General features: G+C 60.4%; 18 protein-coding genes. 10 read left to right on the forward strand and 8 right to left on the reverse strand.

The window, feature by feature from the left end:
- Positions 1 to 16: 16 nt before the first annotated feature.
- From dapF to KKY_RS16020, 4 genes are read left to right on the forward strand one after another with little or no spacing between them, the layout of a single operon-like run.
- Positions 17 to 883, forward strand: a complete 867-nt coding sequence (dapF, locus tag KKY_RS16005; protein ID WP_041528839.1) for a diaminopimelate epimerase — start codon at positions 17 to 19, stop codon at positions 881 to 883.
- On the forward strand, positions 880 to 2,142 hold the full coding sequence (gene mtaB, locus KKY_RS16010; RefSeq protein WP_014132418.1) for a tRNA (N(6)-L-threonylcarbamoyladenosine(37)-C(2))-methylthiotransferase MtaB: 1,263 nt from the start codon (positions 880 to 882) through the stop codon (positions 2,140 to 2,142). Before dapF ends, mtaB begins: the two co-directional genes overlap by 4 nt.
- Positions 2,139 to 3,449, forward strand: a complete 1,311-nt coding sequence (ftsY, locus tag KKY_RS16015; RefSeq protein WP_014132419.1) for a signal recognition particle-docking protein FtsY — start codon at positions 2,139 to 2,141, stop codon at positions 3,447 to 3,449. Before mtaB ends, ftsY begins: the two co-directional genes overlap by 4 nt.
- A gap of 4 nt (positions 3,450 to 3,453) precedes the next feature.
- Complete coding sequence (locus tag KKY_RS16020) at positions 3,454 to 4,143, forward strand: septation protein A (protein ID WP_014132420.1); 690 nt, start codon at positions 3,454 to 3,456, stop codon at positions 4,141 to 4,143.
- Between the two features lie 24 nt (positions 4,144 to 4,167).
- On the opposite strand, the gene KKY_RS20140 is transcribed toward KKY_RS16020, so the two are convergent.
- The 6 genes from KKY_RS20140 to ccmA form a co-directional block, all read right to left on the reverse strand.
- Positions 4,168 to 4,931 (reverse strand): IS5 family transposase gene (locus KKY_RS20140; RefSeq protein ID WP_148264185.1). Its coding sequence is split into 2 segments (ribosomal slippage): positions 4,168 to 4,601 and positions 4,601 to 4,931, totalling 765 coding nucleotides; the frame shifts between segments, so codons are not numbered across the junction.
- Between the two features lie 182 nt (positions 4,932 to 5,113).
- Positions 5,114 to 5,665, reverse strand: coding sequence for a DsbE family thiol:disulfide interchange protein (locus KKY_RS16035; protein WP_014132423.1), 552 nt, complete (start codon positions 5,663 to 5,665; stop codon positions 5,114 to 5,116).
- On the reverse strand, positions 5,662 to 5,823 hold the full coding sequence (ccmD, locus tag KKY_RS20145; protein ID WP_014132424.1) for a heme exporter protein CcmD: 162 nt from the start codon (positions 5,821 to 5,823) through the stop codon (positions 5,662 to 5,664). Before ccmD ends, KKY_RS16035 begins: the two co-directional genes overlap by 4 nt.
- The gene (locus KKY_RS16040; protein WP_014132425.1) at positions 5,820 to 6,590 is read right to left on the reverse strand and encodes a heme ABC transporter permease; all 771 of its coding nucleotides are present in this window, start codon (positions 6,588 to 6,590) and stop codon (positions 5,820 to 5,822) included. Before KKY_RS16040 ends, ccmD begins: the two co-directional genes overlap by 4 nt.
- Positions 6,591 to 7,253, reverse strand: a complete 663-nt coding sequence (gene ccmB / locus KKY_RS16045; protein ID WP_014132426.1) for a heme exporter protein CcmB — start codon at positions 7,251 to 7,253, stop codon at positions 6,591 to 6,593.
- Positions 7,250 to 7,894 carry a heme ABC exporter ATP-binding protein CcmA gene (ccmA, locus tag KKY_RS16050; RefSeq protein ID WP_014132427.1) on the reverse strand — a complete coding sequence of 215 codons (645 nt, stop codon included), beginning with the start codon at positions 7,892 to 7,894 and terminating at the stop codon, positions 7,250 to 7,252. Before ccmA ends, ccmB begins: the two co-directional genes overlap by 4 nt.
- A 219-nt stretch (positions 7,895 to 8,113) precedes the next feature.
- On the opposite strand from ccmA, the gene acnA reads away from it, so the two are divergent.
- Positions 8,114 to 10,879, forward strand: coding sequence for an aconitate hydratase AcnA (acnA, locus tag KKY_RS16055; protein WP_014132428.1), 2,766 nt, complete (start codon positions 8,114 to 8,116; stop codon positions 10,877 to 10,879).
- A 68-nt stretch (positions 10,880 to 10,947) separates the two neighbouring features.
- Here acnA and KKY_RS16060 read toward each other — a convergent pair whose 3' ends face one another.
- Positions 10,948 to 11,688 (reverse strand): sulfite exporter TauE/SafE family protein, encoded by a 741-nt coding sequence (locus tag KKY_RS16060; protein ID WP_041528841.1) that lies wholly within the window; start codon positions 11,686 to 11,688, stop codon positions 10,948 to 10,950.
- A gap of 98 nt (positions 11,689 to 11,786) precedes the next feature.
- Positions 11,787 to 12,491: a FadR/GntR family transcriptional regulator gene (locus KKY_RS16065; protein WP_014132430.1), complete on the reverse strand. Its 705-nt coding sequence runs from the start codon at positions 12,489 to 12,491 to the stop codon at positions 11,787 to 11,789.
- Between the two features lie 306 nt (positions 12,492 to 12,797).
- Here KKY_RS16065 and KKY_RS16070 point away from each other — a divergent pair, with 306 nt between their 5' ends.
- The 5 genes from KKY_RS16070 to KKY_RS16090 all read left to right on the forward strand — a co-directional run bounded on the left by KKY_RS16070 (position 12,798) and on the right by KKY_RS16090 (position 16,961).
- Positions 12,798 to 13,781, forward strand: coding sequence for an ABC transporter substrate-binding protein (locus KKY_RS16070; protein WP_014132432.1), 984 nt, complete (start codon positions 12,798 to 12,800; stop codon positions 13,779 to 13,781).
- A 69-nt stretch (positions 13,782 to 13,850) separates the two neighbouring features.
- Complete coding sequence (locus KKY_RS16075; protein ID WP_014132433.1) at positions 13,851 to 14,678, forward strand: ABC transporter permease; 828 nt, start codon at positions 13,851 to 13,853, stop codon at positions 14,676 to 14,678.
- Positions 14,675 to 15,487: an ABC transporter ATP-binding protein gene (locus KKY_RS16080; protein WP_014132434.1), complete on the forward strand. Its 813-nt coding sequence runs from the start codon at positions 14,675 to 14,677 to the stop codon at positions 15,485 to 15,487. The genes KKY_RS16075 and KKY_RS16080 overlap by 4 nt, the downstream gene beginning before the upstream one ends.
- Before the next feature lie 3 nt (positions 15,488 to 15,490).
- Entirely contained in the window at positions 15,491 to 16,243 is a 753-nt protein-coding gene (locus tag KKY_RS16085; protein WP_014132435.1) for an ABC transporter permease, read from the forward strand.
- Between the two features lie 4 nt (positions 16,244 to 16,247).
- Entirely contained in the window at positions 16,248 to 16,961 is a 714-nt protein-coding gene (locus tag KKY_RS16090) for a fumarylacetoacetate hydrolase family protein (protein ID WP_014132436.1), read from the forward strand.
- The last annotated feature ends 51 nt before the right edge of the window (positions 16,962 to 17,012 follow it).

Consider the following 17,012-nt stretch of genomic DNA (forward strand, 5'->3'; position numbering starts at 1 on the left):
GCCGAAAAGCCCGAAAATGACTGCGCCACTGCCCTATCTCAAGATGAATGGCCTTGGAAACGACTTTGTCGTTCTCGATGCGCGCGCGCAGAAAATTGCGCTGTCGCAACAGCAGATTATCGCCATTTCGGACCGGGCCAACGGGATCGGCTGCGACCAGCTGATCGTCATGGAACCCGACACCGTCGATGGCGTCGATGTGTTCATGCGCATCTACAATGCCGAAGGCGGCGAGGTCGACGCTTGCGGCAATGCCACGCGCTGCATTGCGGCGCTCGTCGCTGAGGAACTGGGGTCCAATAGCGCGACCATTCGCACCAATGCGGGAATTCTGGCCGCAAACGTGGCCGGCGATATCGTGACTGTCGACATGGGCGTACCGCGTTTTGCCTGGGATCAGATCCCGCTCGCTGAACCCTTTTCGGATACGACAGGTATCGAACTGCAGATCGGTCCCATCGACAAACCGCTCCTGCACACCCCTTCGGTGGTCAATGTCGGCAATCCGCACGCAATCTTCTGGGTCGATGATCTCGATATCCATGACCTTGCCAAGTTCGGACCCATGCTCGAAAACCATCCGATCTTTCCAGAGCGCGCCAACGTCACGCTGGCCCAGGTGCTCGCCGACGACCGCATCAGGGTCAAGGTCTGGGAACGCGGTGCGGGATTGACGCTGGCATGCGGCACCGCCGCCTGCGCCACCGCCGTGGCCGCGGCCCGCAAGGGGCTGACGGGGCGCAAAGCGACCATTGAACTTCCGGGCGGCCCGCTCGATATCGAATGGCGCGCCGCCGACGATCACATCCTGATGACCGGACCGTGGACGCTGGACGGGAAAGGCTTCATTCCGCCTACCCTTTTGGGCGAGGATGCCGCATGAGCATAGAGACCATAACCTTCGGGTGCCGGCTCAATGCCTATGAATCCGAGGTAATGAAGGCCGAGGCGCAAAAGTCCGGTCTCGATAACGCAATCATCATCAACACCTGCGCGGTGACCGCGGAAGCCGTGCGCCAGGCCAAACAAACCATCCGCAAAGCCCGGCGTGAAAACGCCGACGCCAGGATCATCGTCACCGGCTGCGCAGCGCAAACCCAGGCGCGCGATTTCGGCGACATGGCCGAGGTCGATCTGGTGATCGGCAACAACGACAAGCTCAAGGCTGAAAGCTATCGGCCTATCGCGTTCGGCGTGGCCCTGAACGACAAGGTTCAGGTCAACGACATCATGAGTGTGACCGAGACCGCGGGCCATCTGATCGACGGGCTCGATGGCAGGGCGCGGGCTTTCGTTCAGGTCCAGAACGGGTGCGATCACCGCTGCACCTTCTGCATCATCCCTTTTGGCCGCGGCCCCTCACGCTCGGTGCCCATGGGGGTCGTCGTCGATCAGATCAGGCGCTTGGTGGACAATGGCTATGCCGAAGTGGTGCTGACCGGGGTCGATATCACTTCATATGGCAGCGATCTGCCCGGTTCGCCCACACTGGGCAGGCTCACGCAATCGATCCTCAAGCATGTCCCGTCCCTGCAGCGCTTGCGCATTTCCTCGATCGATTCCATCGAAGCCGATCCTGCGCTCTATGAAGCGGTGACCGATCCGCGCCTGATGCCGCACCTGCATCTCTCGCTGCAATCGGGCGATGACATGATCTTGAAGCGCATGAAGCGCCGGCACAGCCGCGCCGATGCGCTGGGGATCGTGGAAAAACTGCGCGGCCTGCGGCCCGACATGGTGTTCGGCGCCGATATCATCGCGGGGTTTCCGACCGAAACCGACATAATGTTTGAAAATACGCTGCGTTTCGTGACCGAAGCCGATCTGACCTATCTTCACGTTTTTCCTTTTTCCCCCCGTGAGGGCACACCCGCGGCGAAAATGCCCCAGGTTTCGCGCCGTATCGGCAAAGAGCGTGCGGCACGGCTGCGCGCGCTGGGCGAAACCCAGTTTGCAAGGCTCTGCGCCTCCCGGGTCGGAAAGACCGAAAGCATTCTTGTCGAACGCGACGGCATGGGGCGCACGGAACAGTTCATACCCGTTGCCGTTGAGCGCGGACGGCCCGGCGATATCGTTACCGCCGAAATCGATGGAACATCCACCGACGGGCTGATTGCCCGCCGCGACAAGGTTGCTGCATGACCCAAGACAAAAAGCCCGGCTTCTGGGGACGCCTGTTCGGCGAAAAACCCCAGCCGAAATCGGATACCGAGGAGGCCATCGAACGGGCCACCGAGGAGCCGCGTGGCGAAGAGGAGGCTCTGGCTGCGCTGCGCGAGGAGCGTGAAGCGCCCGAACCATCGGCAGAGAGCGAGGATTCGCGCGATGCCGCTCCGCCCGAAATGCAGGCCGAATGGCTCGAACGGGGCCATCCCAATCCTCCAGCGCACGAACCGCCCACGCCGGACGACGTGACCGACCCGCTCGAGCGACCCGATGCTATCGAGGACAAGATTGCATCCGATCCGGAAGAGCCCGCAGCAAGTGAACGCGAGCCGGCTCCTGCCGCCCCACTTGCCGAGCCGGCCGAGCCACGCAACTGGCTTCAGCGCCTGGGCGCCGGTCTCAAACGGTCCTCGGACAATCTCACCTCTTCGATCGGCGCGATCTTCACCAAGCGCAAGCTCGATGAAGCAACGCTGCAGGACCTCGAAGACACCTTGATCACCGCCGATCTGGGCATCGATACGGCCATGACGATCACCGAAAAATTGCGCGCCGACAAATTCGACAAAGACGTTTCGACAGAGGACGTGCGGGCCGTTCTGGCCGCTGAGGTCGAGGCTGCACTCGGGCCCGTGGCGGTGCCGCTCACCATCGATAGCACCAGCAAGCCCTTCGTGATCCTCATGGTCGGCGTCAATGGCTCGGGCAAGACAACGACGATCGGCAAGCTTACGGCCAAGCTCAGGGCCGAGGGAAAATCGGTGCTTTTGGCTGCCGGCGATACGTTTCGCGCCGCAGCCGTCGAACAGCTTCAGGTCTGGGGCCAGCGCAACGATGTCGAAGTGATGACCCGTCCAACTGGCGCGGACGCCTCGGGGTTGGCATTCGACGCGGTGGCCAAGGCGCAGGACACCGGGACCGATGTCGTGATCATCGATACGGCTGGCAGGCTTCAGAACCGCAGCGAACTGATGGATGAGCTCGAAAAGATCATCAGGGTCATCAAAAAGCGCGATCCCGACGCTCCGCACGCCACGCTTTTGACACTCGATGCCACAACGGGTCAGAATGCCCTTAATCAGGTCGAAATCTTCGGCCAGAAAGCGGGTGTAACCGGTCTTGTGATGACCAAGCTCGACGGGACGGCGCGCGGGGGCATCCTCGTCGCCATCGCCAGGAAATTCGGACTGCCCATCCATTTTATCGGCGTCGGGGAAGCCATTGGCGATCTCGAGCCCTTCAGGGCCTCAGATTTCGCCCGCGCGATTGCGGGCAAGGAGTAAGATTATGGCGCAAAGCCAACCCAAAACCGCCGAAGCGAGCATCGAGGATCTCAAACCTGCTCTGACAAAGCTCTCGCTCGAGCTGGGGCCGCTGGTTGTCTTTTTCATCGTCAATGCCCAGGGCGAAAATATTCTCGAGGCATTTCCGACACTTCAAACCTGGTTCAGCCAGCCGATCATCTTTGCGACCGCCGTTTTCATGGTTGCCATGGCGATCTCGCTGGTACTTTCCAAGCTGATCCTGAAAACCATCCCGGTCATGCCGCTGGTGACCGGCGTCGTGGTTCTGGTTTTTGGCGGCATGACGCTCTATTTTCAGGACGCGTTGTTCATCAAGCTCAAACCCACCATCACCAATGTGCTCTTCGGCTCGGTTCTGCTCGGCGGGTTGGCCTTCGGCCACTCCCTGCTGCGCTATGTGTTCGGTGAAGTCTATAAGCTCCAGGACCGCGGTTGGTATCTGATGACCCTGCGCTGGGGCATCTTCTTTTTTGTGCTCGCCGCGCTCAACGAGATCGTCTGGCGCAATTTTTCCGATGATTTCTGGGTGGCCTTCAAGGTTTGGGGCATCATGCCGCTGACCATGGCGTTCGCGATGAGCCAGCTTCCCCTGCTCAACAAATACGCGCCAAACGACGAGCCGGCGGCGAGCCCCGTCAAGGCAGCCGCCGAAGGCGCTCAGACCGAAACGTAGGCTTAGGTTGTGGTGACAATTTAGCTATTTGAGCCAGAGCATGATGCTTGCGAGCTTGATGAAGCCGAGGAAGTTGACGGCAAGCTTGTCGTAGCGGGTGGCGATGCGCCGCCATTGCTTGAGCCTGGCAAAGAAGCCTTCGATTCCCCAGCGCTGGCGGTAGGCGAACTGGTCATAACTGTGCTGGTACTTGCGGTGGCGGCGCGGCGGAATGACCGGCTCGCCGCCCTCGTTGAGGATGACATCGTGAAGGCTGTCGGCATCATAGGCGCGGTCGGCGATGACCTTGCCCGATGCCAGGCCGGCGACGAGCTGGCACGCCGGCGCCATGTCGTTCTGCTGTCCGGGACCGATCTGGAAGCGGACCGGCAGGCCAAGCGCGTCTACGACAGCATGGATCTTGGTGCCGAAGCCGCCGCGCGAGCGGCCGAGAGCCTGGGCTTCAGGTCCCCCCTTTTATGCCGGGCGCCGGCAGCTTGGGCCTGCGCCCGGATGACGGTGGCGTCGATGGCCAGCCATTCCAGGTCGGGGTCGGTCGCCACGGCCTCGAACAGGCGATCGAACACCCCCATCTCAATCCAGCGATAATAGCGCCGCTTGGCCGTCTGGTAGGGCCCGAAACGCTCTTCCGGCAGATCCCGCCAGCGTGCGCCTGATCGCGCCATCCACAACAAGGCGTCGAAGAACCGACGCCCATCGCTGCGCGGTCCGCGCTTGCCTTTGCGACCACCCGGAACGAACGGCTTCACCTTCTCCCACTGATCGTCGCGCAAAACCTCGCCATCCATCGCCAGCCTCCAAAAGCTAGCGTTGAATCTGATTTGCGCCCTCGCGGGAATCCCTCGGACTTAAATTGTCACCACAGCCTAGAGCATTTCAGCGCTTCTTCGAACCGCTTCAATTGCTCGAGGTCTTGGTTTGGCCGCGCTTCCGAACCGAATAAGTGGCATCCACTTATTCTGGAAGCGCTCTAAGCCGGGTTCTGCGCCGCTGTGATAGCCGGGAGCAGCACGTTCTCGTAGCTCTCCTGGTCGAGCGGGCCGACATGCTTGAACCGGATGATACCTTCATTGTCGACGACAAAGGTTTCCGGCACACCATAAACGCCCCATTCGATGCCCACCCGGCGATCACGGCCGGCGCGGATCCGATCGTAGGGATTGCCCAGTTCGGCCAGAAAGGCCCGGGCATTTTCCGCCGGATCGTCGTAGTTGAGCCCGAAGATCTCGACCGGCTCATCCGCGAGTTCCATCAGGAAGGGATGTTCGGCCCGACACGGCACGCACCATGATGCAAAGACGTTGACGACGACAACGCCATTGCCAGCCAGATCGGCAGTCGCAAATCCCGGCTGAGTATGTCCCTCGACAGAAGCAAGATCGAATTGGGGCACCGGTTTGTCGATCAGGGCCGACGGAACGAAACTCGTCGAGCGCCCCATCTGCGAGGCGAAAACGCCAAGCAGGGCCGCAAGAACAACAAGCGGCAAAACCGCAAGGCCGATTCTCACCGATGGCTTCATTGCTGCCTGCGCGCCTGACGCGCCGCTTCGAGCATGGCCACGCGTGCTCTGGCCGCGCGGGCCGAAAACACTGTCCAGCCGATCAGCCCGCCGATAATCACGATGGTTCCGGCATAGGCTGCGGTGATGAACTCCCAGTGCTGGCCCAGATCGATCATGCGCCTTCTCCCGCGCGAGCCTGAGCCAATTCCAGCGAGCGAATGCGGCGTTTGGTGATTTCGGTGCGCATGCGAACCAGATGCAGGGTCAGAAACAGCAGCGAAAACGCCAGCGTCATGACCAGCAGCGGGACAAGGATCGAGCCGTCAACGGTCGGACCGTCGGTCCTGAATACGGAAGCAGGCTGGTGCAAGGTCTGCCACCAATCGACCGAAAACTTGATGATCGGAATGTTGATGGCCCCCACCAGGGTCAGAACCGCAACGATGCGGGCTGCCTTGAGCTGATCGTCGAAGGCCCGCCACAAGGCGATCAGCCCAAGATAGATGAACAGCAGAACCAGCGTCGAGGTCATGCGCCCGTCCCATTCCCAGAACGTGCCCCAGGTGGGCCGACCCCACATCGAGCCGGTGAAAAGCGCCAGCGCCGTGAAAGCGGCGCCCAGCGGAACGGCGGCTTTCTGGCTTACATCAGCCATGGGATGGCGCCAGACGAGCGTGCCGATGGCCGAGCAGAACATCACCGCGTAACAGAACTGGCTGAGCCAGGCGCTGGGCACATGCACATACATCATGCGCACTGTATCGCCCATCTGATAATCGGCGGGCGAAGCAAGGAACGAAAAATAGAGGCCCACTGCAAAGGCGAGCGCAGTCACGATCGAAAGCGGCAAAACCAGATGACGCGACCACCCCATGAACATCCCCGGATGGGCAATGCGGGTGAACCATCCCGGCTCGGCAGGTTTGGGCTGGGTCTGAACCATCTATTCCCCGGAAATCCTCAACGCCAGCGCCGCGGCGAACGGCGCAAGCGTCACACTTAGAAGACTGAGCGCGCCGAGCAGCAACAGCGCCTGGGACGATCCGCCCAGCCGCGCCACATCGAACGCACCGGCGCCGAAAATAAGCACTGGCAGGCTCAGCGGCAAGACAAGAACCGGTGCAACCAGCCCCCCGCGCTTGAGGCCAACTGTCACAGCCGCCCCGATGGCACCGAAAGCGGCCAAGGCCGGCGTTCCAAGCGCAAGCGAAAAAACCGCCAGCCAAAACCCCTGTCCATCAAGCCCCAGCATAAGGGCCAAAATCGGCATCGCCACAATCAATGGGAGCCCGGTGAGCAGCCAGTGCGCGACGAGTTTGGCGGCAACAACCATCTCGAGCGGAATGATCACATGCCGGAACACGGCAAGGCTCCCATCGTCGAAATCGCCTCGAAACAGGCGTTCGTTGGACAAAAGCTGCGCCAGAAGCGCCGCCACCCAGATGATGGCCGGAGCGAGTTGGGCGAGAAGCGGGCGGTCGGGTCCGACCGCGAATGGCATCAGCACGCCCACGATGACGAAGAACAGCACGAGGGTGAGAATATCGCCGCCCTGGCGCAGACCCAGCCGGAGATCACGAAGGATGATCGCGCCCAGAGCGTTCATTGCGCCGATCCGCGCAACTGGAGCGACTTCACATTGCCGTCAACGGCAATATCGAGATGGGTGGCGATGACCGCCAGCCCGCCTCTGCGCAAATGATCGGAAATCAGCGCGCCCACCCACATCGCGCCGGCGGCATCGAGCGCGCTGGTTGGCTCGTCCAGCAGCCAGAGCGGGCGACGAACGGCGATCAGACGTGCCAGCGCCAGGCGCCGGGTCTGTCCGGCCGAAAGCAGGCCGGCATCGATACCGCCCAGTTCCCCCAGTCCCGCCTGGGACAACGCGGCCCCGATATCGACAGGCGCTCCGGCAAGAACGTCAACCCAGAATTTGAGATTTTCGGCGACGCTGAGCCCCGACTTTATGGCCGGCGCATGCGCAACATAGTGCAGATGACCATATTTAGGGGCTTCCAGATCAACACCCGTGTGATCGATGCGACCAGCGCGCGGATCGAGCAAACCGGCCAACGCCATGAGCAAGGTGCTCTTGCCAGCCCCGTTGGGGCCACGCAACATAAGGGCCGTCCCCGGTTCGAGCGAAAAGCTCAGCCCTGTCAGAATGTCCCGTCCACCCCGGCTTAGTGCAAGGGCGCTGACGCCAAGCCCGGTTTCCGGCATGCGGGAAAGCCCTTCATTGTTCATGCCAAAGCTCTATTGAACCAAAGTCCGGGCTGGCAAGTGCAAATTGGATTCATTATAGAGAGGGCGAAAAGGGCGGGGGAGAAGTTGTGCTTTCCCGCTTCATGCCTCCGGACGAGCCGGTGGCCATTGCAGCGTTGCACAATTTTCGACGCGAAATTGGCCGTTTGGCCCGGTCTCAATCGGGGGTGCCCGCAACCCTATTGAGACAAGGCGGACCGCGTGACCGAGACATCCAATAGCTTTAAGACCAAGACGAACCTCACCGTTGGAAACAAGGCCTATACGATCTTTTCGCTCGCCGAGGCCGAAAAGAACGGATTGGATGGCATTTCCCGCCTGCCTCATTCCCTCAAGGTCGTCCTGGAAAACCTGCTGCGCTTCGAAGATGACCGCACCGTCAAGGCTGCCGACATCAAGGCCGTAAAGGCCTGGCTCGACGATCGCGGCCGCGCCGGACACGAAATCTCCTACCGCCCCGCCCGAGTTCTGATGCAGGATTTCACCGGCGTTCCCGCCGTTGTCGATCTGGCCGCCATGCGCGATGCGACCGCAAAGCTGGGCGCCGACCCCCAGAAGATCAATCCGCTGGTCCCCGTCGATCTGGTCATCGACCACTCGGTGATGGTCGATTATTTCGGCACACCCGGCGCGTTCGAGCAGAACGTGGAAAAAGAATATGAACGCAATGGCGAGCGCTATGAATTTTTGCGCTGGGGCCAGTCGGCGTTCGAAAACTTCCGCGTCGTGCCCCCCGGAACCGGCATCTGCCATCAGGTGAACCTGGAATATCTGGCCCAGACCGTCTGGACCAAAAAGGAAAATGGCGAGGAAATCGCTTATCCCGATACGCTTGTCGGAACCGACAGCCATACCACGATGGTCAATGGCATGGCCGTTCTGGGCTGGGGCGTTGGCGGCATCGAGGCTGAAGCTGCGATGCTCGGCCAGCCGATCTCCATGCTGATCCCCGAAGTGATCGGCTTTAAATTCACCGGCAAGCTGCCCGAAGGCACCACCGCAACCGACCTCGTGCTGCACGTTGTCGAAATGCTGCGCAAGAAGGGGGTTGTGGGCAAGTTCGTCGAATTCTTCGGCGCCGGCCTTTCCAACCTTTCGCTCGAAGACAAGGCGACCATCGCCAACATGGCGCCTGAATATGGCGCGACCTGCGGTTTCTTCCCGATCGACAAGGAAACCATCAAATATCTCAACGATTCCGGTCGTGAACCCGATCGCGTCGCGCTTGTCGAAGCCTATGCCAAGGCCCAGGGCATGTTCCGCGCCGACAACGACGAAGACCCTATCTTCACCGATACGCTCGAGCTCGACCTTTCGACCGTTGTTCCCTCGCTGGCCGGCCCCAAGCGCCCGCAGGACCGCGTTGCCCTGACAGAGGCCTCAACCGCTTTCGTCAAGGCGCTCGAAGAAATTGCCGGAGGCCGCAAGACCTCGCCCGAGCCCGAATCCAAGGGCGATTCGCGCTATATGGACGAAGGCGCAACCGGCGTGCACGACACGCCTGAGGATAATGAAAATCACGGCTATGCCGTCAATGGTGCGGACTACCGGATTGCCGATGGCGACGTGGTGATTGCCGCAATTACCTCCTGCACCAACACGTCGAACCCCTCGGTGCTGATTGCCGCCGGGCTTGTGGCCCGCAAGGCGCGCGAAAAAGGCCTGAAACCTCAACCCTGGGTCAAGACGTCTCTGGCTCCCGGTTCGCAGGTCGTCACCGAATACCTCGAAAAGTCGGGGCTCCAGGAAGATCTGGACGCCATGGGCTTCAATACCGTGGGCTATGGCTGCACGACCTGTATCGGCAATTCCGGCCCGCTCGACGAAAACATCTCGAAATGCATCAATGACAACGATCTGGTTGCCGTTTCGGTGCTTTCCGGCAATCGCAACTTCGAAGGCCGCGTCAATCCCGACGTGCGGGCCAACTATCTCGCCTCGCCCCCACTTGTCGTTGCCTATTCGCTGCTCGGCAAAATGACCGGCGACATCACGACACAGCCTCTCGGCACCGGGTCGGACGGAGAGCCCGTCTATCTCAAGGATATCTGGCCCACTTCAACCGAAATTGCCGAAGTTCTGCGCTCGGCGATTTCGGTCGACATGTTCAAGCGCCGCTATGGCGATGTGTTCAAGGGCGACAAGCGCTGGCAGGAAATCAAGGTCGATGGCGGGGAAACCTACAAGTGGAGTTCCGCATCCACCTATGTTCAGAACCCTCCCTATTTCGAGGGCATGACCATGGAACCCAAGCCGGTGACCGATATCGAGAACGCACGGGTTCTTTCGATCTTCCTTGATTCGATCACCACCGACCACATCTCCCCGGCCGGCTCGTTCAAATCGGGCACGCCTGCCGGCAAGTATCTGATGGAACGTCAGGTCAAGCCGATCGACTTCAACTCGTTCGGCGCACGACGCGGCAACCACGAAGTGATGATGCGCGGAACCTTCGCCAATATCCGCATCAAGAACCAGATGCTGGACGGGGTCGAGGGCGGCTTCACCAAATCGCCTTCGGGCGAAGTGGTGCCGATCTATGACGCGGCCATGGAGTACAAGGCTCAGGGCACCCCGCTGGTGATCTTCGCCGGCAAGGAATACGGCACGGGCTCGTCGCGCGACTGGGCGGCAAAGGGCACGACCCTGCTCGGGGTTCGCGCCGTGATCGCCCAGAGCTTTGAGCGTATCCACCGCTCGAATTTGGTCGGCATGGGCGTTCTGCCGTTGGTGTTTCAAGAGGGTACGTCCTGGCAATCGCTCGGCATCAAGGGTGACGAGACGGTCTCTATTCGCGGGCTGACCGAGATCGAGCCGCGCCAGACGCTCGAGCTCGACATAACCTTTGGTGATGGCCGCAAGGAGCTGGTGCCGGTGCTCCTGCGCATCGATACGCTGGACGAACTCGAATACTACCGCCACGGCGGCATTCTGCAATATGTGCTGCGCAATCTGGTCGCCGCATAGCGGCCGGTGAGAAGACAACGAAAAGGCGGCCATCGGCCGCCTTTTTTATTGCTCGAAATCGGGAAGGGTCAAATGCCCAGCACCATCTTGAACCCGATGACGCCGAGAAAGATCAGGATCATCCTATCGAAGGCAGCCTGGCTGAGCTTGCCCGAAAGCCATTGCCCCAAGGGCATGAACAGGAAAGTCGGGATCAGCGCAAACAGCCCCTGCAAAAGCCATTCGGGGCGCAGCACCCCGGCAATCCACAGCGATGGCGCCTGAAAGATGGCAAGCACCATAAACATCGCCGAAACCGCATAGACATGCGCATCGCGCCCGAACCGCATGGCGTGGATGAAGGTCACACCGATCGGGGCGGAGATGCCCGTCGCGCCATGCAAAAGGCCGGCCCCCAGCCCCGCCGGCATGGCCCATCGCCGTGCCGCTTCGGGGCCAACCGAAAAGTGCGGATTGAAAAGGCGCAGCGCCAGATAGCCGAGCAGCAGGATTCCGAGCGCCAATGCCAACCCGCGCTCCGGAGTTGCCGTCAGGAACCAGGTTCCACCGATAACCCCCACGACGCAAAGCGCCAGCATGGGCGCGAGAAAGCCCAACCGGTCATCGCCTCGCGCGTGCCGAAAGCGATAAAGCTGAGAAGCGTTGGACACCAGAATGGGGATCAACAGCACCGCAACCGCATGCTGCAAGCCAAAAGTCGCCGCAAGGAAGGGAATGGCAATGAGCGGCATGCCCATCCCCGTCGCACCCTTGGAGATGGCTCCGGCGCCGACCGCGGCGAAGATAATGGCGAGTGTAATGAAATCCATGGAAAGGCAAAACTGATAAACGATGGCAGGCAAACAACACTAGCTAGACCAGTTGCCCCACCAAGACAATTAAACCTTTGAGCCAGCGCGGGTGATCCTCAGCGCGTTCGGACCTCGGGGGCTTCCATCAGATGCCGCTCGACCTGCCGCAAATGCTGGTACATGGCGCGGCTGGCGCCATCGAGATCGCGTTGCTCGATTGCCGTGATGATCTGGTCGTGCTCTGCAAAAGAATGATGGTCCTGCGGTGGGCGGTCGGAATTGCTCCGCAACAATCCCCAGACCACAGCGCGGCGCACCGCGTTGAGCGCATCGAACAGCGCCAGAAGCAATCGGTTATCGGTCGCCTCGGCAATGCAGCGGTGAAACTCGTTATCGGCCGCCTCATACTGCCGCCACGTACCCGCCCTGTGGGTCCTCTGGATACAGCGATGCATGGCTTCCACATGACGTGAGGTTGCATTGAGCGCTGCCTCGCGGGCAATGATCGGCTCGATCAGCAGGCGGGTGCGCATGACTTCTGCGGGATTGGTCTCCCGGTCGATTTCCGCAAGACTGAGCACTTCGATCGCCCGGCTGCCGGTAAAGGTGCCTTTGCCCACATGGCGCCAGAGCTGACCTTCGGCCTCGAGCGTCGCCAGCGCCTTGCGCAGATCGGCCCGGGAAACGCCAAGCTGTTCGGAAAGCTCCCGTTCCGCGGGCAGCCTTGTATCTGGCGGAAAATTGTGCCGTGTCAGCCAGGCCCGCAATTGGACCAGCGTCGCGCCATTTCCGTCTTCGGTTTCCTGGGTCTCTTCAGTCATCCCTGCCCCTGAACCAATTTGAATTGGTTTGGCACTTTTATCGGGGAAATCCGGGAAGTCAATCCCGTCAATCGAAGCCAATTCATGGATCTCAACATTTCTCATTTCATAGAACCCAACGAAGACTTCCAATAAAACAACGTTATTTCAATGGATTAACGAGAAGCACTCCTCTTTTTCCTCGTACCTGCCGAGAGATTGACCTGAAACCAATTACGTGAAAATATCAAACCATTCTGGATTTGGTTGCGGCAAGGAGGGCTGCTTCCCGGCCGGAAACCGATTTTCACAAGGGAGGAGAAACTTATGAAGATCACGCGCAGACTGTTTACGATTGCCGGCACGGCAATTGCCCTGAGTATCCCGCTCGGCGCCATACCGGCCCTTGCCCAGGATGCCCCCATTCGGGTGGCAATGGGTGACATAGCCAGTGTGGAAAGCCTTGGGCTTCTGGTCGCCATCGAGCGCACCAAGGAGCGCGGCGTGCCCATGGAACTGACCTTCTTTAACTCCGAGGATGTTGCGACCCAGGCCGTTGTCGGCGGACAGGCCGATATCGGCGTGGGAGCACCCTATGCGTTCATCCAGAACTCGAACGCCCCCATCCGCATGTTCTACCGCATGACCACGCTCTTGTTCTTCCCTGTCGTCAATTCGGAAGTCTATTCGAGCTGGGCCGATCTCGATGGCGAGGAAATGACCGTGCACTCTCGCGGATCGGGGACCGAAGCGCTGATGCGGCTCATGGAGCAGAACGAAGGCATCACGTTCTCGAACCTCAGCTACGTTCCGGGCGCCGAAGTGCGTGCCGGTGCCCTGCTGCAAGGCACGATCAATGCCTCGATCGTCGACGCGGCCTCCATGCGGCTGCTCGAGGAACAGGCTCCCGGCAAGTTCATGCAGCTTCCCGTAGAGGGCGTAAACGCAACCGACGAGGCCCTGTACGCCAACGCCAGCTTTCTCGAAAACCGCACAGATGATTTGACGGTGTTTGTCGAGGAACTGATCGGTACCTGGGAAGATATCAACGAAAATCCCGCGCAGGTCGCCGAGTGGCGCGCGCAATACGACCTTCTGCCCGACCTTCCGGCCGAAGCGGCCGGCGATATCGAACAGTTTTACGCCGAGGCTGTCGAAGGTGGCGTCCTGCCGCTCGGTGGCGGCACGCCCGAAGATGCAATGGACGATCTGGCATTTCTTGCCGCAGCCGGTCAGGTCCAGGCCCCCGGTGAAGACGTGGATGTCTCCATGTACTGGGACTTCGGCGCCCTGGACGCTGCCCGCCAGTAGCACCTTGTGGGCGCGCGGGGAGATTTCCCGCGCGCCGCCCGATCGGTTCAAACACACCCAGGTACACTCATGTCGACACTGAACACGGCCGATACCGCCCTGTTGCGCGGCCGGATCGATGCTCCCGGACTCGCCACCCGCCTCGCTCAGATCCCCCTGATCTGGAAACTGCTCTCGGTCGCCATTTTTGCGCTGGCCTGGGAAATGGCCGGTCGCTCGGGCTTCAACTTTTCCTTCCCGACCTTTTCGGCGACCGTGGCCGCTTTTTGGGAAATGCTCGTGGATGGCTCGATGGGCATGGCCTATCTGCGCACCATGGAACCGTTGGCCATCGGGCTGGCCTTCTCGCTGATCGTGGGGGTAACGATGGGCGTTGCCATGGGTCTGCGCGAAGACGTCGAATGGCTGGCGCTGCCGATATTCATCGTCATGCAGGCGGCCCCCATGGCGGCGCTGATCCCGCTCGTGACGTTCATCTACGGCATCAGCCTTACGGCCAAGGTGATCGCCGTTGTCATGCTCGCCATGCCGGTCATCACCATCAATTCCTACAAGGCCGTGCGAAACGTCCCCGGATCGCTGGTCTCCATGTGCCATTCCTTCATGGGCAATCGCCGCCAGCAGATCTGGTATGTGGTCATGCCGGCGGCCAGTCCCATGATGTTTGCCGGGTTGCGCCTTGGCGTTGCCGAGGGCTTTTCCGGCGTCGTTCTTGCCGAATTGCTGATTACCCCAACCGGCATCGGCGATCTCATCACCTTCCACCGCTCGGTGGCCAATTTTGCCCATATGTACGCGACCATCGCATCAATCGTGTTGTTTGCCGTGATCGCAGTGGGTCTCCTGCAATGGGTCGAAACACTTCTGTTCCGCCCGGAAAAACGGAGCGTGAAATGAAAATCGCGACCCCCGATACGCTTGAAAAAGGAGCTTCCCCAGTGGGCGCATCCAACAAGATCATCGAAGTCAAAAATATCTCGAAGGTCTATGGCACCGAAGTGATGGCCCTCAAGGACATCAATCTCGATTTCCAGGCCGGTCAGCTCACCAGCCTTCTCGGACCCTCCGGGTGCGGAAAGACCACCCTGCTCAAGATCATCGCCGGGCTGTTGCCCGCAACACAGGGCGAAGTGCTGGTTAACGGCAAAAAGATCTCCGGACCCGGTCCCGAGCGCGCTTTCGTCTTTCAGGATTTTGCGCTGCTGCCCTGGGCAAGCGTTCTCGACAACGCCGCTTTCGGCCTCAAGATGCAAGGGATGGGAAAATCCGAGCGCGAAGAGATCGCCAATCACTATATCGGCGAAGTGGGCCTCGACGGTTTCCAGAAAAGCTATCCCCACCAGCTTTCGGGCGGCATGCGCCAACGCGTTGGGCTGGCCCGAGCCCTCTCAGTCAACGCCGATGTCCTGCTGATGGACGAACCGTTCTCGGCCGTCGACGAACAGACCCGGCGCAAATTTCAGGAAGACCTGATCCGCCTGCGTGAAGTGGAGAAAAAGACTTTCATCTTCGTGACCCATTCCATCGAGGAGGCGGTTTATGTGTCGGACCGCATCATCCTCCTTTCACCGCGCCCCGGCCGGGTCTCCGAAATCATCGATCCCGACATTCCAGGCGATATCGGCCCCGACGAGCTGCGCCGCAACGAAGTCTATCTCGAAACGGTCGAGAGCATCTGGCACGGCATCAAGAAATACGTGGAGTGAACCATGACAATCAATGGATTCAAACTCCCCAAGATGGCGGCGCTGGTCGTCTGGCTCGTCGTCTGGGAAATCGTCGGGCAGTTCGACCTGCTCATGCTCTTTCCGCCCTTTTCATCGGTCGTCATGGCCATGGGCGAAGTGGTCACCTCGCGCAGCTTCGGCAACGCCGTCTGGATCACCCTTTCGTGCTACGCGATGGGCATGGGCCTTGCGCTCGTGGTCGGTATTACGACCGGCATCCTGATGGGCCTGTTCAAGCCGGTCGACGATATGCTCAACATGTGGGTCAACGTCTTCCTGTCGGCTCCCCTTTCGGCCCTGGTACCGATTTTCATGATCCTGTTCGGACTGGGCACGCCGACTGTCGTCGTTACAGTCTTCATGTTCGCCGTCTGGATCATCGTGCTCGATACAAGGGCCGGGGTGCAGAACATTTCCCCTTCCCTGCTTGAAATGTCCCATTCCTTCGGCGCCAACCGTCTGGAGCGCGCAAGGATCGTCCTTTTGGCCGCGCTGCCTGAGATTCTTGCCGGCATCCGGCTTGGCATGGTCCGCGGCGTCAAGGGCGTCGTCATCGGCCAGCTCCTGGTCTCTATCATCGGGGTGGGTGCGCTGTTCGCGCTCTACCAGCAGAACTTCCTCATGTCCCACTTCTGGGCCCTGATCGTCCTTCTATTCACCTTTGCCCTGACCATGGCGGACCTGATCGGCCGGCTGGAAAAGCGCATCGAATACTACGCACACGTTAGGAGTTGAAATAATGAACGAGAGTGCACTCAAACCAGCCGGCGCCAACTTCGTCGTGGCCCCCAACCCGGTACCGACGCTTCCCGTAGAGGGCACGGCAGACGTATTCCCGGTCAACCGGATCTTCTGCATCGGCCGCAACTATGCCGCGCATGCCGTCGAAATGGGTCACGATCCCGACAAGGAGCCACCCTTTTTCTTCTTCAAGCATGGTGGCGCCGTGATTTCGGACGGCACCTTCCCCTATCCCACCGAAACCTCCGACGTGCACCACGAAGTGGAAATGATTGTCGCTCTTGGAAAAGGTGGCACTGATATCGCTGTCGAAGACGCCCTCGACCACGTCTTCGGGTATGGCGTGGGTCTCGACATGACACGTCGCGATCTGCAGGCCGATGCAAAAAAGCTTGGCCGTCCCTGGGAAGTGGCCAAGAGCTTTGAGGCTTCCGCCCCCTGCGGCCCTCTGGTTCCCGCCAGCCGCATCGGCCACCCCGATCAAGGGGCGGTCGTTCTCAAGGTCAATGGCGAAACGCGCCAGCAAGGCGACCTCAACCAGATGCTGTGGAAGGTTCCCGAGATGATCTCCATTCTGTCGCGCTTTTTTTCCCTGCAGCCCGGCGACATCATCATGAGTGGAACCCCATCGGGCGTTGGCGCCGTATCGCGCGGCGATACGATCACGGCAAGTGTCCAAGGGGTAGGTGAAATTCAGATCGCCGTGGTCTAATACGAATCAGGCGGGGCGCGGACAGGATCGCGCTCCGCATATTTATGCGCC

The organism is Pelagibacterium halotolerans B2, assembly GCF_000230555.1.
Taxonomy (GTDB): Bacteria; Pseudomonadota; Alphaproteobacteria; order Rhizobiales; family Devosiaceae; genus Pelagibacterium; species Pelagibacterium halotolerans.